This window comes from Tabrizicola piscis, assembly GCF_003940805.1.
GTDB lineage: Bacteria > Pseudomonadota > Alphaproteobacteria > Rhodobacterales > Rhodobacteraceae > Tabrizicola > Tabrizicola piscis.
The window spans coordinates 706,320-729,730 of the sequence record NZ_CP034328.1; the positions used below are offsets into that span (position 1 = coordinate 706,320).

Below are 23,411 nucleotides of genomic sequence, written 5' to 3' on the forward strand. Positions count from 1 at the left end.
GGCGTTTTGCCTGCACGGGAGGGCACGAATTTTCGGCGAAAATTCGTGCGCTTTGGTCAGGCTGACAGGCGGGACACCAGCACTTTGTCGATGCGGCGGGCGTCAAGGTCGATCACTTCGAACCGGTGGCCTTCGACGGTGAAGACCGCGCCAAGCTCTGGAATCCGGCCCAGCTGGTGCAGGACGAGACCCGCGACGGTGTCATAATCCCCGGCGATGTCGCGCGGCAGGCCCAGCTTGTCGCAGAATTCATCCGCCGGCATCCAGCCAGCCACCAGATGGCTGCCGTCTTCGCGGCGGACCATCGCAGGTTCGTCCACCTCGCTTGACGCGATGGCCCCGGTGATGGCGTCAAGCACGTCGTCGGTGGTGATGATGCCTTCGAAATGGCCATACTCATCATAGACCAGCGCAATGTGATGTTCGGATTTCTGCAGGATTTCAATCACATCCAGCGCTTCCGTCCGGTCTGATACGACCGGCACCTCGCGCAGCAGCGCAGCGACGTCCAGCGGTTCGCGGCGCGAGACGGCCTGAAAGGCATCCGCCAGCAGCACGATGCCGACCACATCGCCTTCCGTGTTGACCACGGGCATGCGCGCCCGGGCGATGCGGCGGATGGCGGTCAGCGCTTCGGCCCCGGTGGCGGCAAGGGGCAGCATGTCAAGATCGCGGCGCGGGGTCATCAGGCCGCTGGCGGTGCGGTCCGACAGGCGCATGACGCCGGCCATCATCTCACGCTCTTCGGGTTCCAGCACGCCGCCTTCATGGGCTTCGGCGAGAAGGACATGGACCTCTTCCTCGGTCACCCGGTTTTCATTGGCGCCGGACTGGCCCAGTACGAACAGGACGGCTTTGCCCGACCGGTCCAGCAACCACACGATCAGAGCGCCGATCATGGCGAGAAAGGTCATCGCCGGGGCGACGCGGATGGCAACGGCTTCGGGATTGCGAAGCGCCATCTGTTTGGGGACCAGTTCGCCGATGATCAGGCTGAAATAGGTCAGGGCCACCACAACCCCCCCGACACCCAGTGTCGCGGCCCAGTCGGCGGGCATCCCTTGCGCAATCAGCCAGCCCTCAAGCCGCAAGCCAAGGGTCGCCCCGGACAGCGCACCCGACAGGACGCCGACCGCCGTGATCCCGATCTGGACCGTGGACAGGAACTTGCCCGGGTTTTCGGCCAGCCGCAGCGCCATGCGCGCGCCCCGGCTTTTTGCCTCAAGCGTTTTCAAGCGCCCGGGGCGGGCGCTGACAATGGCAAGTTCGGACATGGCAAGAACGCCGTTCACGACGATCAGGGCCAGAATGACAAGGATTTCGGTGATCATGATGGAGGGGGAGGTAGGGCATCACCCCTGCCATTGCAACCGGTGGCTGCCCTCAGCCCTGCAATGCCACACCTTCGCGGGCGGCAAGGTCACAGAAGAACTGCCACGCCACCCGGCCCGAGCGTGACCCGCGGGTCGCCTGCCATTCGATCGCCTCGGCGCGCAGGCGGTCTTCGGGGACGGATACGCCATAGGCCGCGCAGTAGCCCTGGACCATCTCAAGGTATTCGTCCTGACTGCAGGGATGGAACCCAAGCCAGAGGCCGAAGCGGTCTGACAGGGACACCTTTTCCTCTACCGCCTCGCCGGGGGTGATGGCGGTGGACCGCTCATTCTCGATCATGTCGCGCGGCATCAGGTGGCGGCGGTTGGAGGTGGCGTAGAACAGCACATTCTCGGGCCGGCCCTCGATCCCGCCGTCCAGCACGGCCTTCAGGCTTTTGTAATGCTGGTCGTCATGGCTGAAGGACAGGTCATCGCAGAACAGGATGAACCGGTGCGGCGCGGCGCGCAGGTGCGCCAGCAGGCGCTGCACCGACGGCAGGTCTTCGCGGGACAGTTCAACGATCTTGAGCGCGTGGCCTTCGGCGCGGACGGCGGCATGCACGGCCTTCACCAGACTGGATTTCCCCATGCCCCGCGCGCCCCACAGGAGGGCGTTGTTGGCCGAGAGGCCCCGCGCGAAGTGGCGGGTGTTCTCCAACAGCGTATCGCGCGACCGGTTGACCCCGATCAACAGCCCGATGTCGACGCGGGCAACCTTGGTCACCGGCTCCAGCCGGTCCGGCCCGGTGTGCCAGGCGAAGGCATCGGCGGCGGCGAAATCGGGCGCAGGCATCGGCGCGGGGGCCAGACGTTCCAGCGCGGCGGCGATCCGGTCAAGGGGATCGGTCACTCGTCCGCCTCCGGCTCCACCCAAGTGCCATCGGCCTTCGCCTCAGCCTCGCGCCGCTTTTCGATGCGGCGGATCAGGAAGATGGAGACTTCGTACAGGGGGTAGACCGCGAAGAACAGGATCAGCTGGCTCATCACATCAGGGGGGGTCACCAAGGCGGCGACGATCAGGATGATGACGATGGCATACCTGCGCATTCCCGCCAGCCCGGCCGAGGTGGCAATGCCCGCCTTGCCCATCAGCGTCAGCAGCACCGGAAGCTGGAAGCAGAGCCCGAAGGCGAGGATCAGCTTGAGGCTGATATCCAGCGTCTCGTTCACCTTGCCCTGAAACACGATGTCGATGCCTTGATCGACGACGGGTGCCGCAGGATCGATGACAGGGGCGTCGGTCAGGCTTGGCACCAGTGCGGCAATCACCGAATAGGCATCGGCAAAGCCAAGGAAGAAAGTCATCGCAATCGGCGTGACGACATAGTGGGCAAAGGCAGCGCCCACGAAGAACAGGATCGGCGAGGCCAGCAGAAACGGCAGGAAGGCCTGCTTTTCACTGCGGTAAAGGCCCGGGGCCACAAAGCGCCACAGCTGATAGGCGATGACCGGAAAGCTGACCATCAGCCCGGCCACGACCGAAATCTGGACCAAGGTGAAGAAGTATTCCTGCGGCGCGGTGTACTGCATCACCGGGTTCGGATCGCCCAGCGACCGCATTGCTTCTTCGATGGGTGCCAGAAGAAAATCAAGGATCGGTTCGGCCACGACAAAGCACAGGATCATGGCGATCAGGAAGGCACTGACCGACCAGATCAGCCGGTTGCGCAGCTCCGCCAGGTGTTCGACCAGCGGGGCCGAGCTGTCTTCGATGTCATCCTTGGTCGTCATGCGTCTTCACCTGCGCCCGCTGCGGGCTTTTTGCGCACCCGGCCACCACGTTTGGGGGCGGGCGCTTCGGCAGTGGGGGCGGGTTCGGCAACCGGTTTGGCCGCAACAGGTGCTTTCGCGGGTGCCGCCTTTGCCTCGCGCAGTTTCGCCACTGTTTCGGCAGAGGCGGCCCTTTTCGCTGCGACCTTTTCGGCCAGGGCCGCAGTCGCCGGCCCGACGGGGGTAGCGGCTGGGGTCACGGCAGGCGCGGCTGTCGGCATCGGGGGCATCGGCGGCGGGGTCAGCGGGGCCGCGGGCTTGGGCGCGGCAGAGGCCCCTGGCTTCATCGGATCCCACTTTTCGAACTTGTCGGCGGCGTTGCGCATGGCATCAAGCCCCATCGCCTTGGGGTTGGTGACCTTGCGCAGGTCGTTGGCGACATCCTTGACGCCCGACTCCTTGGCGGCCTGATCCATCGCGCGGGAAAAGTCACGCCCCATGGCGCGGACTTTGGCCATGAAACGGCCAAGCTCGCGGAACATGCCGGGCAGGTCCTTGGGGCCGATGAAGATCAGCGCCACGATGCCCACGACCAGAAGTTCGGACCAGCTGAGATCCATGCCTTGCGTCCCCTACCGAATGCCGGACTCAGACCTTGTCTTTCTCGGCGGGGGTCACGTCCTTGGCGTCTTCGGCCTTGGCGGCGTCAAGCTCGGCAGTGCCATCGTTGACGCCCTTCTTGAAGGCGGTGATGCCCTTGCCGACTTCGCCCATGAGCGAAGACACCTTGCCCCGGCCAAACAGGACCAGAAGCACGACGGCGATCAGCAGAAGGCCGGGAAGTCCGATATTGTTGAACATGGAAGTTCTCCATTTCACGGCCCCGATCCCGGGGCGGTTTAAGCGACTGCCCCCAGATACGACCTCGCCGGGCCTGTTTCCAAGGGCCAAGCAGCTTGCGTTCCACATTCTACTGACAGTATTTTGTCAGTTGGGTGGGCAATAGAGCCAAACCTGCGGACCCGGTGCCCCATGAAACGCGACGCGCGGCTTTACGATATCGTCCAATCCCTGCGCGACGGGCGGCTGCATACGGCAGCCGAACTGGCCCGCGCGCTTGGCGTATCGACCCGCACGATCTGGCGCGACATGGAGATGCTGGCGGCGACCGGCATCCCGGTGTCGGGCGAACGGGGGCTTGGCTATATCCTGCGCGCGCCGCTGATGCTGCCGCCCACGATGCTGACGCCGGAGGAACTTGAGGCGCTGGTCGAGGGGCTGCGCCATGTCGGTCAGGACGGAAACCCCCGCGCCCGCGCGGCGCGCAGCCTGCTGTACAAGGTGGCGACCCTTCTGCCGCAAACCGGGATCGACCCTGACCCGAAAGACGACTGACCCGATCATTGCTGACAGGGTGTTGTCAGTTGGCCCCTGTCATGACGGCCCCATCGCAACCGATGGAGATGACGATGCGCCTTTTGCCTGCCTTCAGCCTGCTGATCTGCCTTGCCCCCGCCGACGCCGCCCGCGCCGATACCGCTGCCACGGGTCCGATGACAGGACCGGTGATGGAGATCGTGACCTTCCGCCTTGTCGCCGGGGCAACCGACACCGCCTTCCTTGCCGCGGCGCAGGGCACGGCTGACCCGCTGCGGACGCAGCCCGGGTTTCAGGGCCGGACCCTGACCCGCGCGGCGGATGGCCTCTGGACGGACCACGTCCTCTGGGCCTCGATGACCGAAGCGATGGCCGCTGCCGAGGCGATGATGGCGGACCCCGCCTTTGCCCCCTTCATGGCGCTGATCGATGGCCCGAGCGTCACCATGCAGCACGCGCCGGTCCTGTGGCGGATGGATTGACCGCAAGCCACGCCCCCGGCACCCTGCCGCCATGCGCCGCACCGACCGCCTGTTCGACCTGATCCAGATCCTGCGCGACGGGCGGCTGCACACCGCCCGCGCCATGGCGGAAACGCTTGAAGTCTCGGTCCGCACGATCTGGCGGGACATGGCGACGCTTGTCGCCTCGGGCCTGCCGGTCGAGGGCGAGCGCGGTGTGGGCTATGCCCTGCGGGAGCCGATCACCCTGCCCCCGCTGACCCTGACACCGGATGAGGCGCAGGCCCTGACCCTTGGCCTGCAGCTGGTCACCGAAGGGGCCGACCCGTCGCTGGCCGGGGCGGCGGCGTCCCTGCGCGGCAAGATCGCGGCGGTGGTGCCAGACCGGCTGGGCGTGGACCGTGGCAGCGAGACCTGGGTCTTTCCGGGGGCCGAGGCCATGGCCGCCGCCCGCCACCTGCCCGGCCTGCGCCGGGCCATCCGGCTGCGGGAGCGGATGCTGATCACCTACCGCAGCGCCGAGGGCGCGGTCTCGCAGCGCATCGTCCGCCCGCTGGTGCTGGAATTCTGGGGCCGGGTCTGGACCCTTGCCAGCTGGTGCGAGACGCGGGGCGATTTCCGCAGCTTCCGGGTCGACCGGATGGAGACCGTCCTGCCGACCGGCCAGACGTTTCACGATGAGCCGGGCCGTGACCTTGCCGGCTGGCGCGCGCTGACCGCAAGCCAGACCCGCCCGCTAGACCCCGAAGACGAAACAGCGATCGCGGCGGATCATCAGCCATAGCACCGTGCCGGGCTTTGGCAGGAACACGCCGGGGACGGATGCCGTCAGCTTTGCCCCTTCAAAGTCCATCGCGAAATCCACAAGGCTTTCGCGCCCAAGATACCGGCTGCGCAGCACCGTGCCACGCGCTGGCACGCCTTCCTCGGGCGTGGGGTTCGGGCCGCGTCCGCCCCGGTCAAAGTCGATCCGCAGATGCTGCGGACGGATCACGATCTCCACCTCGCCGCCATCGGCATGGCCCGGCGTCAGGAAGGCGCCAAACGGCGTTTCCGTCAGCGCGCCCCTTGACACACCCCGGATCACATTGACATCGCTGAAGAAAGCCGCCGCCGCCTTGTCGACCGGCGCATTGTAGACGTTATAGGGCGCGCCCCGCTGCACGATCCGGCCCGCGCGCATCAGGGCAATCTCATCGGCCATCCGCATCGCCTCATCCGGCTCATGCGTGACCAGAAGGACCCCCGCCCCCTCCTCTTTCAACAGCTCCAGCGTCCGGTCGCGGATGCCGTCCCGCAAACGGTTGTCGAGCCCGGAAAACGGCTCGTCCATCAGCATCACCCGGGGCTTTGGCGCCAAGGCCCGGGCCAGTGCCACACGCTGCTGTTCGCCCCCCGAAAGCTGATGCGGATGCTTGGGGCCAAAGCCGGAAAGATCCACCTTCTCCAGCAGTTCCCCGACCCGCCGCGCCTTTTCAGCCCGGTCAACCCGCAGCCCGAAACCCACATTCTCGGCCACCGTCAGGTGCGGAAACAGGGCAAAGTCCTGAAACATCAGCCCGACCGACCGCTGTTCGGGCGGCAGATGCACCCCCGGCCCCTCAACCAGCCGCCCGTCGATCTGCACGGTCCCGGCATCGGCACGCTCCACCCCGGCGATCATCCGCAGCGTGGTCGATTTCCCGCAGCCCGAGGGGCCAAGCAGACAGGTCACCTGCCCCGGCGCCACGGCCAGCGACACATCCTCAACCACCGGCCGCCCGCCAAAAGCGCGGGTCAGATGCGATACGTCCAGACGAGGGACCGGGTTGAAGGGCAGGCTGTCAGGCGGGTTGGCAGGCATGAAACTCAACTGATTTGCTCAGGCTTTCCCTAACAGCGCCGCCTTGTCCGGGCAAGCACGCTTGCCAGCCAACCTGCCACACCGTCTAGGTTACAGCGTTGTGTTCGTAGCCCCCCCGTCCAGCAGCACGTTCTGCCCGACGATGAAACCGGCATGCTGGGAACACAGGAAGGCGCAGGCTGCCCCGAACTCGGCCGCGGTGCCATAGCGACCGGCGGGAATGGTGGCGGAGCGTTCGGAAATCGCCTCCTCCATGCTGATGCCGCGCGCCTTGACCACGGCGCCATCCAGCGCAATCGCCCGGTCGGTGGCATGGATGCCGGGCAGCAGGTTGTTGATCGTCACCCCCTTGCCCGCCACCTGCCGCGCCGTGCCTGCGACAAAGCCGGTCAGCCCGGCCCTGGCGGAATTCGACAGCCCAAGCACCGCCACGGGTGCCTTGACCGACACACTGGTGATGTTGACCACCCTGCCCCAGCCTTTGGCCATCATCCCCGGCAGGACCGCCTGCATCAAGGCGATCGGCGTCAGCATGTTGGCGTCCAGCGCCTTGATGAAATCCTCACGCCCCCAATCCGACCACAGGCCCGGGGGTGGCCCGCCCGCATTGGTGACCAGAATGTCGAATGGCCCCTTGTCCAGAACAGCTGCCCGGCCCGCTTCGCTGGTGATGTCACCGGCAACGGTCACGACGTCGACCTGGTACCGCGCGCGGATCGCCGCCGCCGTCGCCTCCAGCGCCTCGACCCCGCGCGCGTTCAGCACCAGATCGACGCCGGCTTCGGCCAGGGCTTCGGCACAGCCGCGACCCAACCCCTTTGACGACGCACATACCAGTGCCCGCTTCCCCCTGATGCCCAGATCCATGCGCCTGCTCCTTGCTTGATGGCCAAGCCTACCAGCGCCGCAGGCAGGGGCAAGCCCGGCCTGCGGATTGCTCTTTTCCAAATACTCCCGCCGGAGGCCGCCCGCGCCGGTTGGCGCGCGTCTTCGCGCGCCAGAGGCAAGACAAGAAGCCTGCGCGGAACGCGCGCGATTCGAAACCCGTGGGAAGAGGCGGATCAGCTGGAGTAGAAGAACTCCTCGCGCACGATCTTGCCGTTCTTCACATGATAGACCGCGACTTCGCGGCCCTGTGTCCGAACACCAGTGGCGCGGTCTTCGGTGTCCATGCCGAAGATCACGGCAAAGCGGTCATCCCCATGCACGAACGGCCCTTCGACCGTCAGGCCATGGGTGATGAAGGCCCCCTCCCACCAGTCGTGCTTGCCGTGGATGCCCGCAAGCCCCACCGTTTCGCGCCCGCCACCCATATCCGCCGCCTCAACCGATACGGCGTCCGCGGCATAAAGCCGGTCCAGATTCTGCCGGGCGCGATCTTCGCGGCAACCGGCGACGAGTTCATTCGCAATTTCGAGAAAGGTCATGGCATCCTCCAATGTTCCATCAATGTTCTCATACTGCCGCGCAGGGTCGCCGCGCTCAACCGGAATCGTTGAAGCCCGGCATCTTTCCCCCTAGGCTTTGATAACGGGGCGTTATTGCGTTCCGCACAGCGCGCAAGGGGTGTCATGTGAAGTCCTTCCTGTCCGCAGCTTTCCTTGCCTGCCTGACCGCACCACTTGCCGCGCAAGAGCTTGCCCCCCTGCCCGACGAGGCGCCGCTTTACGATGCCGTCATGGCAAATATCTCCGGCCAAGTGCCGGAGGGCCGCTTCATCGACAGCATTTCCCGGTGGCAAGCCGATGTGGTGGGCGACACGACCCCCGACCAGATCGTTCAGGCCGTGGTCGGCTACGACGGCGGGAACGGCTATGACTTCTGGCACTGGATCTTCATCGGGGCTGAAGGCGGCTTTGCCGGCATGTTCCCGATCCAGTTGAACGGCGGCGCGGTCACGGCGGTTCGGCTGGATGGCGAGGTCTTGGCCTTTACACTTTCGACCTACCTGCCCAGCGACGCCAGATGTTGCCCGACCGGGGTCGAAGTCATCCGCATGCCGCTGCGCTGATATCAGTCCGCATCCTTGGGGCCAGCATCCTTGCGGGCCACATCCTTGCGAAAGCCGGGGGGGCAAGCTATGTCGCCCCTATGTCGAACCGCGCCCCCCTTCCGCCTGAAATCGCCCGCCGCCGGACCTTTGCGATCATCTCGCATCCCGACGCCGGGAAAACGACGCTGACCGAAAAATTCCTGCTGTTCGGTGGCGCGATCCAGATGGCCGGCCAAGTCCGCGCCAAGGGCGATGCGCGGCGGACCCGGTCCGACTTCATGAAGCTGGAGCAGGAGCGCGGGATTTCCGTCAGCGCCTCGGCAATGTCCTTCGACTTCCGCCAGTACCGTTTCAATCTGGTCGACACCCCCGGCCACTCGGATTTTTCCGAAGACACCTATCGCACGCTGACGGCGGTGGATGCCGCGATCATGGTGATCGACGGGGCCAAGGGCGTTGAAAGCCAGACCCGCAAGCTGTTCGAGGTCTGCCGGTTGCGCGACCTGCCGATCCTGACCTTTTGCAACAAGATGGACCGCGAATCCCGTGATGTGTTCGAGATCATCGACGAGATTCAGGAAAACCTCGCCATCGATGTGACGCCCGCAAGCTGGCCCATCGGTGTGGGGCGTGAGTTTGTGGGGGCCTACGACCTGCTGCATGACCGGCTGGAGATCATGGACCGCGCCGACCGGAACAAGGTGGCGGAATCCATCAAGATCAGCGGTGTGGATGACCCGAAGCTGGCCGAGCATATCCCGGCAAACCTTCTGCAGAAGTTCCATGACGAGTTGGAGATGGCTCGGGAACTGCTGCCCGCCTTTGACCGGGCGGCCTTCCTGAACGGCTCCATGACGCCGATCTGGTTTGGCTCGGCGATCAATTCCTTCGGGGTGAAGGAACTGATGGACGGCATCGGCGAATACGGGCCGGAGCCCCAGCCGCAGACGGCGGCGGAACGGCAGATTGATGCCAGCGAAACGCCCGTGACCGGATTTGTCTTCAAGGTGCAGGCCAACATGGACCCCAAGCACCGCGACCGGGTGGCCTTTGTCCGCCTTGCCAGCGGGCATTTCGAACGCGGCATGAAGCTGCACCATGTGCGGACCAAGAAGCCGATGACGGTGGCGAGCCCCGTCCTCTTCCTTGCTGCCGACCGCGAACTGGCCGAGGAGGCCTGGGCCGGCGATATCATCGGCATTCCGAACCACGGGCAGTTGCGGATTGGCGACGCGTTGACCGAGGGGGAGAACCTGCGGTTCACCGGCATCCCCAGCTTTGCGCCGGAGCTTCTTCAGACGGTGCGGGCGATGGACCCGATGAAGGCCAAGCATCTGGAGAAGGCCCTGACCCAGTTCGCCGAGGAAGGCGCTGCCAAGGTCTTCAAGCCGATGATCGGGTCGGGCTATATCGTTGGCGTGGTGGGGGCCTTGCAGTTTGATGTGCTGGCCAGCCGGATCGAGCAGGAATATTCGCTGCCTGTCCGGTTCGAGGGGTCGAACTTCACCTCTGCCCGCTGGATTTCCGGCGACAAGGCCGAGGTGGAGAAGCTGGTCAACGTCAACAAGGGCCATATCGCGCATGACAGCGATGGGGACCTTGTGTTCCTGACCCGCTTGCAGTGGGACATCGACCGGGTGGTGCGGGACTATCCGGGTGTGAAGCTGACGGCCACCAAAGAGATGATGGTCTGACCCTGTCCCGTGCCGGGACAGGCCGGGCTTGCGAGTGAATTCAATGGCTTGCGCAGGGCCGTTCACGATCTGGCAACCATGTGCCGGCCTTGACCCGGCGGCGCACGATCCCTAGTCTGAAGGCGGAAACTGGCGGCAAAGCTGGCGGCAGAGCACGACCCCGGAGATGGCCATGACCTCACCGCCCGATCCGTTTTCAGCCCCCAAGCCGGACCTTGCAGGCGCGCCCGAAGCGGACGCGCCGCAACCTGAAGCACCGCCTGCCGAAGCCCCCTTGTTGGAGACCTCCCCCAGCGCAACATCGCCGGGCGACGACCCGTTTGGCGATACAATGGACGACGACGACGACGGCCCGACCGTCACCTATGCCGATGCACCGGACAGCCTGATCGCGCTGTGGATGGCCCGGCGCAAGCGCATGGCTTTTGGCCCGGGTGAGGGGCTACCCCCCCTGGACGTGCCGCTGCAGCCTTTGCTGGACGCGCGCATTCGGGCCGACGAGCCTGTGCCCGAGGGCAGTCAATCGCTGCACGGCCAGAAGCTGCAGGCGATCCGGGCGGAACTGGTGGGCAAGCCGGAACTGGCAGCCTTGAACGCCATCCTGATCGCGCATCTGCGCAAGCGCCGCTTTCCGCGCGAGGCGCCGCAGCTGTTTCGCCGCATCTGGACCGAGGCTGGACCGGCCCTGATGCAGGAATTGCCGGCGCGCTGGCTGATTTCGTCGATCATCACCTTTGGCGATCATGGCGAGACCGAAGCGCAGCGCCGGATCGGGCTTTCAATGAACGTGCTGTTTTCGCTGATGAAACTTTACGAATTCGAAAGGTTTCATTCCGGCACCCGGCCCGAGACTGCCTTTCCGTCACGGCGGATCGGGCGCAAGAAGCTGCCACTGGGTATGCCGCAGTTTTCCCTGCTGGGGGGTGGGCTGGACGTGAACCTGCTGGCGCAACTGTGGCACGAGGCCAAGGATGAGCCGGTGGCAGGCGCCCTTGCCTGCCATCTGCTGCAGCGCCTGAACGAGGACCCGCGCAACCTGTTCCGCCGGATCGGGCTGATGCGCGCGGCCAAACACATGGACCGGATGGACTCCGCCAGCGACGCGTCAGAGCCGGGCGCCGAACCCGACGAGACGCCCCAAGACTGAGACCCTGCGGCTACGACCGATAGGCCGCCGCGCGGGCACCGTGATCGGGCGACCGTTTGGCCAGCGTCACACGACGGACGACAGCGGGTGGCGTAGAGCAGCCTTCGGCGGTGATCGTCAGGATGGTTTCGCCTGCGGCAAAGCCCTGCCCGATGCGGACAATCGACAACTCTCCCGGGGCAAGGGCCGGGGTATGGCCCAGAAACACCCGTGCCAGCGTTTCCACGCGAAAACGGACCCGGGTGCAGCCTTCTTCCGGAGCGGCAAGCAAGACGCCGTAGCTTTGCGCGTCTGACACCGAGGACAGGTGGAAAACCTGACGGCAGTCCTTTTCGATGCAGGGAATGTGATCGGCCAGCAGGGCATGAGGCCATAGCAGGAAAACCCCTGCCAGGAATGCAGCGTTCTTCATATGTCACCTTTGGAAACGACTTCTTTAAATGCCGATGATTGTAAACCAGTCAGCGCATTTCCCCAAGCGGGATGTGGCCGCCTTGACCGCCTGCCGCTTTTCCTTTATGCGCGAGGCGCGGCCATTGGGGCCGAGACGCCGGGGCGCCCGGAAACTAGCGTCCCACAATCCATGCGGTCCGATACCGCATCCATAGGACGCTTATGACCAAATTTTCTGACCTCGCGCTGGACCCGCGCGTACTGCAAGCCGTATCCGAAGCCGGCTATGAGACCCCCACTCCGATTCAGGAACAGGCCATTCCGCACGCCCTGCAGGGCCGCGATGTGCTTGGGATCGCCCAGACCGGCACCGGCAAGACGGCAAGCTTCGTGCTGCCGATGATCACCCTTCTGGGTCAGGGCCGGGCCCGGGCGCGGATGCCGCGGTCGCTGGTGCTTGCACCAACGCGCGAACTGGCCGCCCAGGTGGCCGAGAATTTCGAGACATATGCCAAGCACACCAAGCTGACCAAGGCGCTGTTAATCGGTGGGGTTTCGTTCGGGGAACAGGACAAGCTGATCGACCGGGGCGTTGACGTGCTGATCGCCACGCCGGGCCGGTTGCTGGACCATTTCGAACGCGGCAAGCTGCTGCTGACCGGCGTGCAGATCATGGTGGTGGATGAGGCCGACCGGATGCTGGACATGGGGTTCATCCCCGATATCGAACGCATCTTCCAGCTGACCCCCTTCACCCGCCAGACGATGTTCTACAGCGCCACGATGGCGCCGGAGATCGAGCGGATCACCAACACCTTCCTGACCAATCCGGCGAAGATCGAGGTGGCACGTCAGGCCACTGCCTCGCTGACGATCACGCAGGCGCTGATCGAGGTGAAGCCCGCCCGCAAGGACCGCAGCTTTGCCGAGAAACGGTCAGTCCTGCGCGCCCTGATCCGGGCCGAGGGGGAGGCTTGCACCAACGCGATCATCTTCTGCAACCGCAAGATGGATGTGGATGTGGTGGCCAAGTCGTTGAAGCAGCATGGTTTTAACGCAGCCCCGATCCATGGTGATCTGGAACAGTCGCAGCGGATGAAGACGCTGGACGCCTTCCGCGACGGGACGTTGCACCTTCTGGTCGCGTCGGACGTGGCGGCGCGGGGTCTGGACATCCCGGCGGTCAGCCACGTGTTCAACTTTGACGTGCCGTCGCATCCCGAAGACTACGTTCACCGCATCGGCCGCACGGGCCGCGCGGGGCGGTTGGGCAAGGCCTATACGATCGCGGTTCCGGGGGATGTGAAGTATCTGGCGGCGATTGAAAGCCTGGTGAAGATGGAAATTCCGCGCGGGGTGCTGCCGGAAGGCTATGCCCCCGACATGTCCGAGGGCGGACCGGAAAAGCCGCGGGAAGAGCGTGGCGGCCGGGGTGGCCGTGAGCGGGATCGTGGGCCACGCGGCCGCGACCGCGACCGTGCCCCGAAGCCGCATGACGAAGTGGCGGCGATGGAACCGGTGGTTCAGGTGGCCAAACCCGAAGCCGCCGTGGAAGTGGCCCGGGAAGACCGCAAGGAGCCGCGTGCGGAGGCTCGGTCCGAACCGCGCCCAGAATCTCGGCCCGAAACACGGCCCGAGCGGTCAGAGGGTCGGCGTGATGCGCGCAATGACCGGCGCGAGCCGCGCGAAGATCGGCGGGACGCCCCACGGGATGCCCCGCGCGAGGAACGTCGGGATTATCGCCGTGACCGTGACCTTGGGCCTGCCGTTGTCGGCATGGGCGACCATGTGCCGGATTTCATCCTGCGCAGCTTTGCGATCAAGGTCAGCGCGAGCGATGAGGTTGAAGAACCCGCGACCGGCACCTGACGCTGGCCTGTTGAACCACAGACAAAAGGCCCCGACAGTGTCGGGGCCTTTTTTGCAGTCCGGGGGAATGGTCAGTCTGCGATCAGGCGGCTGATGACCACGGTGACTTCCGGTTTCTTGCCGATTTCTTCCATTGCGACCTGACGGAGGACCTTGCGGATCTCGTCCTCAAGCTTGGTGTCGTCCTTTAGCAGCTTCTTGCCCGCGCGATCGATGAACTCACCCAAATCGGTCTCGATCGTTTCGACCAGCGGACGGTCGCCGCGGCCATTGGCGGCAAGGCCCGAAAGCTCCACCCAGGGTTCGCCCATCGGCTGATCGTTTTCGTCCAGGATCACGGTGACCAGTGCATGGCCGTTCAGCGCCATGCGGATGCGGTCGCGGATCACGCCATCCATCGCGCCGACAAGGGCCGTGCCGTCGAGGTAGACGCGGCCGGTCTCGATATATTCGGCCACTTCCGGCACGTCGCCGGTCAGGTCGATCATCATGCCGTTGGTGGCGACCACCGCCGCGATCCCGGCTTCAGTCGCGATGCGTGCGTGTTCGCGCAAGTGCCGGTGTTCGCCGTGCATCGGGATTAGCATGTCGGGCAGGACGAGACGGTGGACATGTTCCAGATCCGGGCGGTTGGCGTGGCCCGAGACGTGGTACTTGCCGCCCGCATCGTCGATGACGTTGACGCCCATTTCCGAATAGGCGTTCCAGACGCGCAGAACTTCGCGTTCGTTGCCGGGGATGGTCTTGGAGGAGAAGAGGAACGTATCCCCCTCTTTCATCTGGATTCCCAGATACTTGCCCCGGCTCAACTGGGCCGATGCGGCGCGGCGTTCGCCCTGGCTGCCGGTTGCCAGCAGCATGAGGTTCTTGCGCGGCACTTCCAGCGCCTCTTCCGGGGTGATCGTGCGGGGAAAGCCGGACAGCACGCCCGCCTCATCCGCCGCCGCGATCATCTTCTTCATCGCGCGACCCAGCACGCAGATTGACCGGTCTGCAGCACGCGCGGCTTCGGCCAAGGTCTTCAGGCGCGCGACGTTCGAGCCGAAGGTGGTGGCGACCACCATGCCGCCCGCGCCCTTGATCAGCTCGGTCAGCGCCGGGCCAAGGGTGCTTTCCGACCGGCCTTCGTGGTTGGAAAACACATTCGTGCTGTCGCACATCATGGCCTTCACCGGGCGTTCGGCGACAATCTCGTTGATGCGGGCGTCATCCCAGCCTTCACCCACGACGGGATTATGGTCGATCTTGAAGTCTGCCGTGTGGAAGATCCGGCCAGCCGGGGTGTCGATCACCAAGGCCGAGCTTTCGGGGATGGAATGCGACACGGGCACAAACTGCACCTTGAACGGTCCCGCTTCGATGGTCGCCGGGCGCGGTTCGACGGTGACGATCTGGTCAACCGGCAGACCCGCCTCGTCAAACTTCAGCCGACCGATGATCGCGGTGAAGCGGCGGCAGTAGATCTTTTTCTGCAGCTTGGGCCAAAGGCGGCCGATGGCCCCGATGTGGTCTTCATGCGCGTGGGTGATGAAGATCGCTTCCAGCCGGTCGACCCGCGCCTCAAGCCAGCTCACATCGGGCAGGATCAGGTCTACCCCGGGCGAGGTATCCATATCGGGGAAGGTCACGCCAAGATCGACCAGGATCAGCCGCTCCTTGCCTGCCGGGCCGTAGCCGTAGACGTAGGCGTTCATGCCGATCTCTCCGGCGCCGCCGAGGGGAAGGTAGATCAGGCGGTTCACAGTCATGCGGTTTCCTTGTTGTAGTCGTTGATCAGGACGAGGCCATGCATCGTCAGGTCATCCTCGATGGAATGAAATAGTGCGGTTCCCTGGGCGAACAGGGAGGCAAGCCCCCCGGTCGCGACAACTTTCATGGGGCGGTCACGTTCGCGGCGCACTTCGCGCACGATGCCTTCGACCAGCCCGACATAGCCCCAATACACGCCCGACTGCATGCAGGCCACCGTATTCGTGCCGATCACCTTGTCAGGCTTCGCCACGTCGATATGCGGCAAGGCGGCGGCGGCGTTATGCAGCGCCTCAAGCGACAGGTTGACACCGGGCGCGATGACCCCGCCGACATAGGCACCGTCATCGTCGACCACGTCGAAGGTGGTGGCGGTGCCGAAATCAACGATGATGAGATCGCCGCCATGCCGGTCATGCCCGGCGACGGTGTTCACCAGCCGGTCCGGCCCCACCGTCGTGCCAAGGTCTACCCGGGGGGCGACGGGAAGGCGGCAGTCGGGCTTGCCCACCACCAGCGGCCGGCAGTCGAAATAGCGGTTGCACAGGACGCGCAGGTTGAAGACGACGCGCGGCACGGTGGAGGAGATGATCGCCTCGGTCACGGTGGCATCGGTCTTGGTCATTGCCATCAGCGAAGACAGCCAGACGAAATATTCATCTGCCGTGCGGGTATGGTCAGTCGCGATGCGCCATGTGGCGAGGAAGCGGGTCCCGTCCCAGATGGAAAAGACGGTGTTGGTATTGCCGCAGTCGATGGCGAGTAGCATGGGCACCCCGTTATGTGGTCTGCGATGCACGATTTTTCGGCGAAAAATCATGCCCGGGTCGGGTCAAAAGAACACCTCGGCGGCAGGGATGGCAAGGCTTCCCGCATGGGTGCGCAGGATCAGGTTGCCGCTCGCGTCAACGGTTTCGAAGATGCCATCGCGGGTTTCGGTCCCGGTGCGGGCGCGGATCGGCTCTCCCAAACGGGCGGCGTGGGCCAGCCAGGCGGTGCGCAGGGGCGCGAAGCCTGCGGTTTGAAACGCAGCCTCCCATGCGGCATAGGCGGGGGCGAGGGCGTCGAGGAAAGCCTCGGGCGTGATGCGGTGGCCGGTTTCGTGCAGCAGGGACACCGGGGGGACGGCGCCGGGTTCCACGAGGCTGGCATCCGGGGCGGCGATCAGGTTGACGCCGATGCCGATGCAGAGGACGGGGGTCGGGGTGCCAAGCCCGGCGCTTTCCAGGAGGATCCCGGCGAGTTTGCCGCCGTTCAGCAGCACATCGTTCGGCCATTTCAGGGTGAAGCTGTCGGGCAGGCCGGTGAGGGCGACGCAGGCATCGCGCAGCGCGAGGGCGGCGGCGAAGGAGCGGAGGGCGACCTGTTCGGCGGGTTCCTTCGGTTGCAGGACAAGCGTGGCGTGGAAATTGCCGGGCGGGCTGGTCCATGGCCGGGCGCGGCGGCCGCGGCCTGCGGTCTGAAAGCCTGCGATGATCCAGGTGGGGCCGGGCAGCGAGGCCGCGCGGCGGAAGCCTTCGGCATTGGTGCTGTCGATTTCGGGCAGGGCAATGCGCCCTGCCCCATGTGCCTTAGCGGACAAGCGCTTCGGCCGCTGTTGCGGCGGCAGGCTCGATTCCGAAGAGGTTGATCACACCGACCAGCATGATCACGGCGACGGCCATCAACATCACCCACTGGACCGGGGCCATACGGCTTTCGGCCGGTTCCTGCTCGGCCCCGAAGTACATGAAGTAGACGAGGCGCAGGTAGTAGAAGGCGCCGATCACAGAGGCGACCGCGCCGACGAGGGCGAGCCAGACCATGCCCGCGTCAACCGCGGCTTTCAGGACGTAGAACTTGCCGAAGAAGCCGAGCATGGGCGGCACGCCGGCGAGGGAGAAGAGGAGGACCAGCATGGCAAGGGCCTTCAGCGGCTCACCCTTGGCGAACTGGTTCAGGCTGGCGATGTCGGACACCGGGCGGCCGTTCCGCTCCAGCGACAGGATGAAGGCGAAGGTGCCGACGTTCATCGTGACGTAGATCGCCATGTAGATCAGCGTGGCCTGGATGCCATAGGCGGTGCCGACCGCGACGCCGATCAGCGCATAGCCCATATGGGCGATGGAGCTGTAAGCCATCAGGCGCTTGATGTCCTTCTGGCCGATGGCGGCAACGGCACCTAGGGCCATGGAGGCGACGGCAAGGCCTGCAAGGACTTGGCCCCATTGGCCGGGGACGCCGCCGAACGCGTCCTGCACCAACCGGGCGATCAGGGCCATGGCGGCGACTTTGGGCGCGGTGGCGAAGAAGGCGGTGACGGGGGTGGGTGAGCCTTCGTAGACGTCGGGCGTCCACATGTGGAAGGGTGCCGCGCTGACCTTGAAGGCAAGGCCCGCCAGCATGAACACCAGACCAAACAGCAGCCCCAAGGGCACGCCGTCCTGCACGGTTGAGAGGATCCCGGCGAATTGCGTGGTGCCGGCGTAGCCGTAGACCAGCGACGCGCCATAGAGCAGGAGGCCAGAGGAAAGCGCGCCGAGGACGAAGTATTTCAGGCCCGCTTCGGACGATTTCGCGCTGTCACGGCGCAAGCTGGCGACGACGTAGAGCGACAGCGATTGCAGTTCGAGGCCCATGTACAGCGTCATCAGGTCGGCGGCCGAGACCATGACCATCATCCCCACCACGGCCAGCGCGATGAGGATCGGGTATTCGAAGCGCAAGAGGTCGCGCCGGGTCATGTAATCCTGGCTCATCACCAGGACGGCGGCGGCGGAGAGGAGGATGGTCACCTTGGCAAAGCGGGCGAAGGGGTCGTCGACGAACAGGCCGTTGAAAACCAGACGCTCACCCGCGCCGCCGACGCCGATGTAAAGTGCCAGCGCCACGAACAGGCCCGCCGTCGCCCAGACCAGCGGCACGGCCATCTTGTCCTTGGTGGTGTAGACCCCGAACATGAGCGCGGCCATGGCATAGCCTGACAGCAGGATCTCGGGCAGGAGGGTCTGGAAATCGGCGGACGTCATCGGCGCAACCTCAGTGGAGGGCCGCTTGCGCGCCATCGGCGGGCAAGGCGGCATTGTAGTCGGAAACAAGGGCGGTCACCGACGGCCCGATGATATCGGTCACCAGGCTGGGATAGACGCCCAGGATCAGGGTCATGGCGATCAGGGGGGCGAAGACCACCTTTTCGCGCCGGTCCATGTCGGTGATGGATTTCAGCGCCTCTTTGATGAGGTCACCGAACACGACCCGACGATAAAGCCAAAGCGCATAGCCAGCCGACAGGATCACGCCCGACGTGGCCACGGCGGCAACCCAGGTGTTGACCTGGAAGATGCCCATCAGCGTCAGGAATTCACCGACAAAACCGCTGGTGCCCGGCAAGCCCACGTTGGCCATGGTGAAGAACATGAACACCAGCGCATAGGCGGGCATCCGGTTCACAAGGCCGCCGTAAGCCTCAATCTCACGCGTGTGCATGCGGTCATAGATCACGCCGACGCAGAGGAAGAGCGCGCCAGAGATGAAGCCGTGGCTGATCATCTGGAAAATCGCGCCGTCAATGCCCTGCTGGTTGGCAGCGAATATGCCCATGGTGACGTAACCCATGTGGGCGACGGAGGAATAGGCGATGAGCTTTTTCATGTCGGTCTGCGCCAGCGCCACCAGCGAGGTGTAGACGATGGCGATGGCCGACATCCACAGCACCAGCGGGGCCATGACATCAGACCCCACCGGGAACATCGGGAGCGAGAACCGCAGGAAGCCGTAGCCGCCCATCTTCAAGAGGATCGCGGCCAGCACGACGGACCCGGCGGTGGGGGCCTGAACGTGGGCATCGGGCAACCAGGTGTGAACCGGCCACATCGGCATCTTCACCGCAAAGCTGGCGAAGAAGGCGAGGAACAGCATCGTCTGCAAGCCGCCGACGACGTGGAAGCCAAGGAGGCTGAACGTCTCGGACCCGAAGTCATGCACCAGAAGGTCGGCGATGTCGGTAGTGCCCGCGTCAAAATACATCGCGATCATCGCGACCAGCATTAGGACCGACCCGAGGAAGGTGTAGAGGAAGAACTTGAAGGCGGCATAGATGCGTTCCTTGCCGCCCCAGATGCCGATGATCAGGAACATCGGGATCAGCCCAGCCTCGAAGAACAGGTAGAACAGCACCAGATCCAGCGCGCAGAACACGCCCAGCATCAGCGTTTCCAGCACCAGAAACGCGATCATGTATTCCTTGACCCGGGTTTCCACGGTCCAGCAGGAATAGATCGTGATCGGCATCAGGAAGGTTGTCAGCATCACGAACAGGATCGAGATGCCATCGACGCCCATCTTGTAGGTCAGGCCCATGATCCAGGTCCGTTCCTCGACGAACTGGAAGCCGGTGTTCGACGGGTCAAACCGGAACAGGACGAAAAGCGAGATCACGAATGTCGCGCTGGTGGTGAAGAGGGCAAGCCACTTCGCCCCCTGACGCGCCGCCGCATCATCGCCGCGCATGAACAGCGCAAGGATGATCGCCGCGACCAGCGGCAGGAAGGTGATGATCGAGAGAAGCTGGTTTTCCATGCTGCGCGCCCCTTACTTCGCGCCGCCGAAGAGCGTCATCCAGGTGACCAGGATCACGATCCCCAGCACCATGGCGAAGGCGTAGTGAAACAGATAGCCGGACTGCGCGCGGCCGGCGAGACGGGTGAAGAACGGGATGATCCCCATCGCCACCCCGTTGAGCGATCCGTCGATCACGGCGCCATCACCCTTCTTCCAGAAGAAGTTGCCGAGCCATTTGGCGGGGCGGACGAAGATGACGTCATAAAGTTCGTCAAAGTACCATTTGTTCAGAAGGAACAGGTACAGCGGGCGCTGCTGCGCGGCCAGACGGCCGGGCAGGCTGGGGTTCTTGATGTAGAACAGCCAGGCCAGACCAAAGCCGATCAGCATGGCGACGAAGGGCGAGACCTTGACCCAGTTCGGCACCAGATGGGCTGCGTTGATCATGGTCGTGGGCGCGTGTTCGGCCTTTTCGACCTTGGCCGCATCAAGCCGGTCATCAACAAGCGCCTGTTCATCCGCCGTGAAGGGCAGCATCACGAGCGCCCCCTGCGGCACAACGCCGGTGGCATGGGCTTCGGCCGGGGCGGCTTCGGTTGCGGCGGTGTCACTGTGGGCTTCGGCCGGGGCGGCCTCAGTTGTGGCCTCAGGTGTGGCGGTGCCGCTGGGGGCCTCGGCCGGAGCGGCCTCGGTTGCGGCGGTGTCGCTGTGGGCTTCGGCCGGGGCGGCTTCGCCTTCGGCGGCGGCCGCTTCGGTTGCCTGATCGTCACCATGCGCTTCGCCGTGGGCTGCGGTTTCCATGCCGAACCACGCACGGACCGCGGTTTCTTCGCCGAAGAAGACCTTGTACCACAGCATGCCCGAAAAGACCGCGCCGAGGGCCAGGATGCCCAGCGGGATCAGCATGACCATCGGGCTTTCGTGGGGTTCGTGGTGGTCATCATGGCCATGCGTGTCATGCACGGCGCCGTGGTGATCGTCATGGCCATGCGCCACCAGATGCGCGCGGTTTTCGCCGAAGAAGGTCATGAACATCAGCCGCCAGCTGTAAAAGCTGGTCATGCAGGCGGCGATGACCAGCATCCAGAAGGCGTAGGACGAGCCAACCCAGGCGCTTTCGATCACGGCGTCCTTCGACAGGAACCCGGCGAAGCCGTAGTGGGTCAGCGGGATGCCGACGCCGGTGATGGCCAGCGTGCCGATCATCATCGCCCAGAAGGTATAGGGGATCTTCTTACGCAGGCCGCCGTAGTTGCGCATGTCCTGTTCGTGGTGGGTGGCGTGGATCACGCTTCCCGCGCCAAGGAACAGCATGGCCTTGAAGAAGGCGTGGGTGAACAGGTGGAACATTGCGACCGAATAGACGCCGACGCCTGCGGCCACGAACATGTAGCCAAGCTGGGACATTGTGGAATAGGCGATGACGCGCTTGATGTCGTTCTGCACAAGGCCAATGGTTGCGGCCACAAAGGCGGTGGTGGCACCCAGGAAGGTGACGAAGGCCATCGCCTCGGGCGCGTATTCCATCACGGGGGACATGCGGCAGACGAGGAACACCCCGGCGGTGACCATGGTCGCGGCGTGGATGAGGGCGGAGACCGGGGTCGGACCCTCCATCGCGTCGGGCAGCCAGGTGTGCAGGAACAGCTGCGCCGATTTGCCCATCGCCCCGATGAAGAGGAGGACCGCGATCAGGTTGGCCGCGTTCCAATCCGCCCAAAGGAAGCTGAGGTTGGTTTCCGCAAGCGCTGGCGCGGCGGCGAAGACATCGTCAAACCGGATGCTGTCGGTCAGGAAGTAAAGCGCGAAGATGCCAAGGGCAAAGCCGAAGTCACCGACGCGGTTGACCACGAAGGCCTTGATCGCGGCGGCGTTGGCGGTGGGTTTGCGGTAGTAGAACCCGATGAGGAGGTAGGAGGCGACGCCCACCCCTTCCCAGCCGAAGAACATCTGCACAAGGTTGTCGGCCGTCACCAGCATCAGCATGGCGAAGGTGAAGAAGGACAGGTAGGCGAAGAAGCGGGCCTTGTAATGCTCACCCTCATGCCAGTTGTCGTCATGCGCCATGTAGCCAAAGCTGTAGAGGTGCACCAAGGCCGAGACCGAGTTCACGACGACCAGCATGATCGCGGTCAGCCGGTCCAGACGGATGGCCCATTCGCTGCCCAGAGTGCCGGATTCGATCCAGCGCATCAGGACAATCCGCTGGGTTTCGCCGTCAAAGGTCAGGAAGATCCACCAGGACAATGCGGCGGCAAGGAAGATCAGCGATGTGGTGATGACCTGCCCGGCCTTTTCGCCGATCAGACGCCAGCCGAACCCGCAGATCAGCGCGCCGATCAGCGGCGCAAAAAGGATGATCGTTGCCATCTGGGTCAGCCTTTCATCACGTTCACGTCTTCCACGTCGATCGTGCCGCGGTTGCGGAAGAACACGACGAGGATGGCAAGGCCGATCGCAGCCTCGGCCGCGGCGACGGTCAGGACGAACATGGTGAAGACCTGCCCGACCAGATCACCGGAGAAGGAGGAGAAGGCGACAAGGTTGATGTTCACTGCCAGAAGCATCAGCTCGACCGACATCAGGATGACGATCACGTTCTTCCGGTTGAGGAAGATCCCGAAGATCCCGATGACGAAAAGGGCCGCAGCCACCGTCAGGTAATGTTCAAGTCCCACCATTGTCTCGTTCCCTCCGGGTCTTCGCTTGCCCGTATTTCAGTAATTCGTCGTCGTGTCCGTGCGCTGCGCGTAAGGCGTCATGCCCTTGGGCTTCAGATCGGGGAAGGCGACGCTGCACCCGCAGGTCTCTTCGGTTTCGCGCAAGGTGATCTGTTTGCCATAGACCGCGCGGACCGCCGACGCCAGATCACCCCGGCCGACCAGCTTGCCGTCCTTGACCCGGTCACGCAGGAATTCGGTCGCGGCAAGGGACGCGGCCACCGTTTCAGGTCCTTGTCCCGTGTTGATGGCGTGAAAGGTCCCGCTGGGGCAGTGGGTCACCCGAACGCCAAAGAACCCGTCCAGCGCATCAACCGGTGGCGGCACTTGCCGATACACCCCTTCGGGCGAGGAATCGGGCTTCATGGAAACCTGATAACTCTCGACCGTGACGCCACTCGCGCCGGTATCGGGATCGAGCACCTGCAGGCCATAGATTTGCATCCCGGACTCGCTGCCTTCGCAGGGCGGCGGAGGTGTCAGCGCAAGGGCCTGCCCCCCCGTCACCAGAACTGCGATGGCCAGAAAGCTGCGCATGCG

24 protein-coding genes are annotated in these 23,411 nt (G+C 64.6%); 7 read left to right on the forward strand and 17 right to left on the reverse strand.

Going from position 1 to position 23,411, the window contains the following annotated elements:
• Nucleotides 1-56: 56 nt before the first annotated feature.
• From EI545_RS03335 to EI545_RS03355, 5 genes are read right to left on the reverse strand one after another with little or no spacing between them, the layout of a single operon-like run.
• Nucleotides 57-1,331: a hemolysin family protein gene (locus EI545_RS03335; RefSeq protein ID WP_125324155.1), complete on the reverse strand. Its 1,275-nt coding sequence runs from the start codon at nt 1,329-1,331 to the stop codon at nt 57-59.
• Between the two features lie 52 nt (nt 1,332-1,383).
• Nucleotides 1,384-2,226 carry an ATP-binding protein gene (locus EI545_RS03340; protein WP_245990267.1) on the reverse strand — a complete coding sequence of 281 codons (843 nt, stop codon included), beginning with the start codon at nt 2,224-2,226 and terminating at the stop codon, nt 1,384-1,386.
• The gene (gene tatC / locus EI545_RS03345; RefSeq protein ID WP_125324156.1) at nt 2,223-3,107 is read right to left on the reverse strand and encodes a twin-arginine translocase subunit TatC; all 885 of its coding nucleotides are present in this window, start codon (nt 3,105-3,107) and stop codon (nt 2,223-2,225) included. The genes EI545_RS03340 and tatC overlap by 4 nt, the downstream gene beginning before the upstream one ends.
• On the reverse strand, nt 3,104-3,706 hold the full coding sequence (gene tatB, locus EI545_RS03350; RefSeq protein WP_125324157.1) for a Sec-independent protein translocase protein TatB: 603 nt from the start codon (nt 3,704-3,706) through the stop codon (nt 3,104-3,106). Before tatB ends, tatC begins: the two co-directional genes overlap by 4 nt.
• Nucleotides 3,707-3,734: 28 nt before the next feature.
• A complete protein-coding gene (locus EI545_RS03355; protein WP_125324158.1) occupies nt 3,735-3,947 on the reverse strand; it encodes a twin-arginine translocase TatA/TatE family subunit in 213 nt (70 codons plus the stop codon).
• A 171-nt stretch (nt 3,948-4,118) separates the two neighbouring features.
• Between EI545_RS03355 and EI545_RS03360 the strand changes: the two genes are divergently transcribed.
• From EI545_RS03360 to EI545_RS03370, 3 genes are all read left to right on the forward strand, one after another.
• The gene (locus EI545_RS03360) at nt 4,119-4,481 is read left to right on the forward strand and encodes a helix-turn-helix transcriptional regulator (RefSeq protein WP_125324159.1); all 363 of its coding nucleotides are present in this window, start codon (nt 4,119-4,121) and stop codon (nt 4,479-4,481) included.
• Nucleotides 4,482-4,555: 74 nt separating this feature from the next.
• A complete protein-coding gene (locus EI545_RS03365; protein ID WP_125324160.1) occupies nt 4,556-4,945 on the forward strand; it encodes an antibiotic biosynthesis monooxygenase family protein in 390 nt (129 codons plus the stop codon).
• Between the two features lie 31 nt (nt 4,946-4,976).
• Nucleotides 4,977-5,708, forward strand: a complete 732-nt coding sequence (locus EI545_RS03370; RefSeq protein ID WP_125324161.1) for a helix-turn-helix transcriptional regulator — start codon at nt 4,977-4,979, stop codon at nt 5,706-5,708.
• On the opposite strand, the gene EI545_RS03375 is transcribed toward EI545_RS03370, so the two are convergent.
• The 3 genes from EI545_RS03375 to EI545_RS03385 form a co-directional block, all read right to left on the reverse strand.
• On the reverse strand, nt 5,661-6,767 hold the full coding sequence (locus EI545_RS03375; protein WP_125324162.1) for an ABC transporter ATP-binding protein: 1,107 nt from the start codon (nt 6,765-6,767) through the stop codon (nt 5,661-5,663). The two genes, EI545_RS03370 and EI545_RS03375, sit on opposite strands and share 48 nt — an antisense overlap.
• A 90-nt stretch (nt 6,768-6,857) precedes the next feature.
• Nucleotides 6,858-7,634 carry an SDR family oxidoreductase gene (locus EI545_RS03380; protein WP_125324163.1) on the reverse strand — a complete coding sequence of 259 codons (777 nt, stop codon included), beginning with the start codon at nt 7,632-7,634 and terminating at the stop codon, nt 6,858-6,860.
• A gap of 194 nt (nt 7,635-7,828) precedes the next feature.
• Nucleotides 7,829-8,194 (reverse strand): nuclear transport factor 2 family protein, encoded by a 366-nt coding sequence (locus EI545_RS03385; RefSeq protein ID WP_125324164.1) that lies wholly within the window; start codon nt 8,192-8,194, stop codon nt 7,829-7,831.
• A gap of 146 nt (nt 8,195-8,340) precedes the next feature.
• Here EI545_RS03385 and EI545_RS03390 point away from each other — a divergent pair, with 146 nt between their 5' ends.
• From EI545_RS03390 to EI545_RS03400, 3 genes are all read left to right on the forward strand, one after another.
• Nucleotides 8,341-8,778 (forward strand): hypothetical protein, encoded by a 438-nt coding sequence (locus EI545_RS03390; RefSeq protein WP_125324165.1) that lies wholly within the window; start codon nt 8,341-8,343, stop codon nt 8,776-8,778.
• A gap of 80 nt (nt 8,779-8,858) precedes the next feature.
• A complete protein-coding gene (locus tag EI545_RS03395) occupies nt 8,859-10,454 on the forward strand; it encodes a peptide chain release factor 3 (RefSeq protein WP_125327221.1) in 1,596 nt (531 codons plus the stop codon).
• A 172-nt stretch (nt 10,455-10,626) separates the two neighbouring features.
• Nucleotides 10,627-11,601, forward strand: a complete 975-nt coding sequence (locus EI545_RS03400) for a hypothetical protein (RefSeq protein ID WP_125324166.1) — start codon at nt 10,627-10,629, stop codon at nt 11,599-11,601.
• Nucleotides 11,602-11,611: 10 nt separating this feature from the next.
• On the opposite strand, the gene EI545_RS03405 is transcribed toward EI545_RS03400, so the two are convergent.
• Nucleotides 11,612-12,013: a hypothetical protein gene (locus EI545_RS03405; RefSeq protein ID WP_125324167.1), complete on the reverse strand. Its 402-nt coding sequence runs from the start codon at nt 12,011-12,013 to the stop codon at nt 11,612-11,614.
• Nucleotides 12,014-12,216: 203 nt separating this feature from the next.
• Here EI545_RS03405 and EI545_RS03410 point away from each other — a divergent pair, with 203 nt between their 5' ends.
• Nucleotides 12,217-13,863, forward strand: coding sequence for a DEAD/DEAH box helicase (locus EI545_RS03410; protein ID WP_125324168.1), 1,647 nt, complete (start codon nt 12,217-12,219; stop codon nt 13,861-13,863).
• Nucleotides 13,864-13,934: 71 nt separating this feature from the next.
• On the opposite strand, the gene EI545_RS03415 is transcribed toward EI545_RS03410, so the two are convergent.
• The 8 genes from EI545_RS03415 to EI545_RS03450 all read right to left on the reverse strand — a co-directional run bounded on the left by EI545_RS03415 (nt 13,935) and on the right by EI545_RS03450 (nt 23,408).
• Nucleotides 13,935-15,611 carry a ribonuclease J gene (locus EI545_RS03415; RefSeq protein WP_125324169.1) on the reverse strand — a complete coding sequence of 559 codons (1,677 nt, stop codon included), beginning with the start codon at nt 15,609-15,611 and terminating at the stop codon, nt 13,935-13,937.
• Entirely contained in the window at nt 15,608-16,381 is a 774-nt protein-coding gene (locus EI545_RS03420) for a type III pantothenate kinase (RefSeq protein WP_125324170.1), read from the reverse strand. The genes EI545_RS03415 and EI545_RS03420 overlap by 4 nt, the downstream gene beginning before the upstream one ends.
• 63 nt (nt 16,382-16,444) lie before the next feature.
• Nucleotides 16,445-17,194, reverse strand: a complete 750-nt coding sequence (locus EI545_RS03425; protein WP_125324171.1) for a biotin--[acetyl-CoA-carboxylase] ligase — start codon at nt 17,192-17,194, stop codon at nt 16,445-16,447.
• The gene (gene nuoN, locus EI545_RS03430; RefSeq protein ID WP_125324172.1) at nt 17,184-18,620 is read right to left on the reverse strand and encodes an NADH-quinone oxidoreductase subunit NuoN; all 1,437 of its coding nucleotides are present in this window, start codon (nt 18,618-18,620) and stop codon (nt 17,184-17,186) included. The genes EI545_RS03425 and nuoN overlap by 11 nt, the downstream gene beginning before the upstream one ends.
• 10 nt (nt 18,621-18,630) lie before the next feature.
• The gene (locus EI545_RS03435; RefSeq protein ID WP_125324173.1) at nt 18,631-20,169 is read right to left on the reverse strand and encodes an NADH-quinone oxidoreductase subunit M; all 1,539 of its coding nucleotides are present in this window, start codon (nt 20,167-20,169) and stop codon (nt 18,631-18,633) included.
• Nucleotides 20,170-20,181: 12 nt separating this feature from the next.
• Nucleotides 20,182-22,521 carry an NADH-quinone oxidoreductase subunit L gene (nuoL, locus tag EI545_RS03440; RefSeq protein ID WP_125324174.1) on the reverse strand — a complete coding sequence of 780 codons (2,340 nt, stop codon included), beginning with the start codon at nt 22,519-22,521 and terminating at the stop codon, nt 20,182-20,184.
• Between the two features lie 5 nt (nt 22,522-22,526).
• Complete coding sequence (nuoK, locus tag EI545_RS03445; RefSeq protein ID WP_125324175.1) at nt 22,527-22,832, reverse strand: NADH-quinone oxidoreductase subunit NuoK; 306 nt, start codon at nt 22,830-22,832, stop codon at nt 22,527-22,529.
• Nucleotides 22,833-22,868: 36 nt separating this feature from the next.
• The gene (locus EI545_RS03450) at nt 22,869-23,408 is read right to left on the reverse strand and encodes a hypothetical protein (protein WP_125324176.1); all 540 of its coding nucleotides are present in this window, start codon (nt 23,406-23,408) and stop codon (nt 22,869-22,871) included.
• Nucleotides 23,409-23,411: the final 3 nt, after the last annotated feature.

Excerpts from the sequence above, each read along its gene's own strand:
- EI545_RS03335 (WP_125324155.1), bottom strand. The coding sequence starts at position 1,331 with ATGATCACCGAAATCCTTGTCATTCTGGCCCTGATCGTCGTGAACGGC.
- tatC (WP_125324156.1), bottom strand. The coding sequence starts at position 3,107 with ATGACGACCAAGGATGACATCGAAGACAGCTCGGCCCCGCTGGTCGAA.
- tatB (WP_125324157.1), bottom strand. The coding sequence starts at position 3,706 with ATGGATCTCAGCTGGTCCGAACTTCTGGTCGTGGGCATCGTGGCGCTG.
- EI545_RS03355 (WP_125324158.1), bottom strand. The coding sequence starts at position 3,947 with ATGTTCAACAATATCGGACTTCCCGGCCTTCTGCTGATCGCCGTCGTG.
- EI545_RS03360 (WP_125324159.1), top strand. The coding sequence starts at position 4,119 with ATGAAACGCGACGCGCGGCTTTACGATATCGTCCAATCCCTGCGCGAC.
- EI545_RS03365 (WP_125324160.1), top strand. The coding sequence starts at position 4,556 with ATGCGCCTTTTGCCTGCCTTCAGCCTGCTGATCTGCCTTGCCCCCGCC.
- EI545_RS03370 (WP_125324161.1), top strand. The coding sequence starts at position 4,977 with ATGCGCCGCACCGACCGCCTGTTCGACCTGATCCAGATCCTGCGCGAC.
- EI545_RS03375 (WP_125324162.1), bottom strand. The coding sequence starts at position 6,767 with ATGCCTGCCAACCCGCCTGACAGCCTGCCCTTCAACCCGGTCCCTCGT.
- EI545_RS03380 (WP_125324163.1), bottom strand. The coding sequence starts at position 7,634 with ATGGATCTGGGCATCAGGGGGAAGCGGGCACTGGTATGTGCGTCGTCA.
- EI545_RS03385 (WP_125324164.1), bottom strand. The coding sequence starts at position 8,194 with ATGACCTTTCTCGAAATTGCGAATGAACTCGTCGCCGGTTGCCGCGAA.
- EI545_RS03395 (WP_125327221.1), top strand. The coding sequence starts at position 8,859 with ATGTCGAACCGCGCCCCCCTTCCGCCTGAAATCGCCCGCCGCCGGACC.
- EI545_RS03400 (WP_125324166.1), top strand. The coding sequence starts at position 10,627 with ATGACCTCACCGCCCGATCCGTTTTCAGCCCCCAAGCCGGACCTTGCA.
- EI545_RS03405 (WP_125324167.1), bottom strand. The coding sequence starts at position 12,013 with ATGAAGAACGCTGCATTCCTGGCAGGGGTTTTCCTGCTATGGCCTCAT.
- EI545_RS03410 (WP_125324168.1), top strand. The coding sequence starts at position 12,217 with ATGACCAAATTTTCTGACCTCGCGCTGGACCCGCGCGTACTGCAAGCC.
- EI545_RS03415 (WP_125324169.1), bottom strand. The coding sequence starts at position 15,611 with ATGACTGTGAACCGCCTGATCTACCTTCCCCTCGGCGGCGCCGGAGAG.
- EI545_RS03420 (WP_125324170.1), bottom strand. The coding sequence starts at position 16,381 with ATGCTACTCGCCATCGACTGCGGCAATACCAACACCGTCTTTTCCATC.
- nuoN (WP_125324172.1), bottom strand. The coding sequence starts at position 18,620 with ATGACGTCCGCCGATTTCCAGACCCTCCTGCCCGAGATCCTGCTGTCA.
- EI545_RS03435 (WP_125324173.1), bottom strand. The coding sequence starts at position 20,169 with ATGGAAAACCAGCTTCTCTCGATCATCACCTTCCTGCCGCTGGTCGCG.
- nuoL (WP_125324174.1), bottom strand. The coding sequence starts at position 22,521 with ATGGCAACGATCATCCTTTTTGCGCCGCTGATCGGCGCGCTGATCTGC.
- nuoK (WP_125324175.1), bottom strand. The coding sequence starts at position 22,832 with ATGGTGGGACTTGAACATTACCTGACGGTGGCTGCGGCCCTTTTCGTC.
- EI545_RS03450 (WP_125324176.1), bottom strand. The coding sequence starts at position 23,408 with ATGCGCAGCTTTCTGGCCATCGCAGTTCTGGTGACGGGGGGGCAGGCC.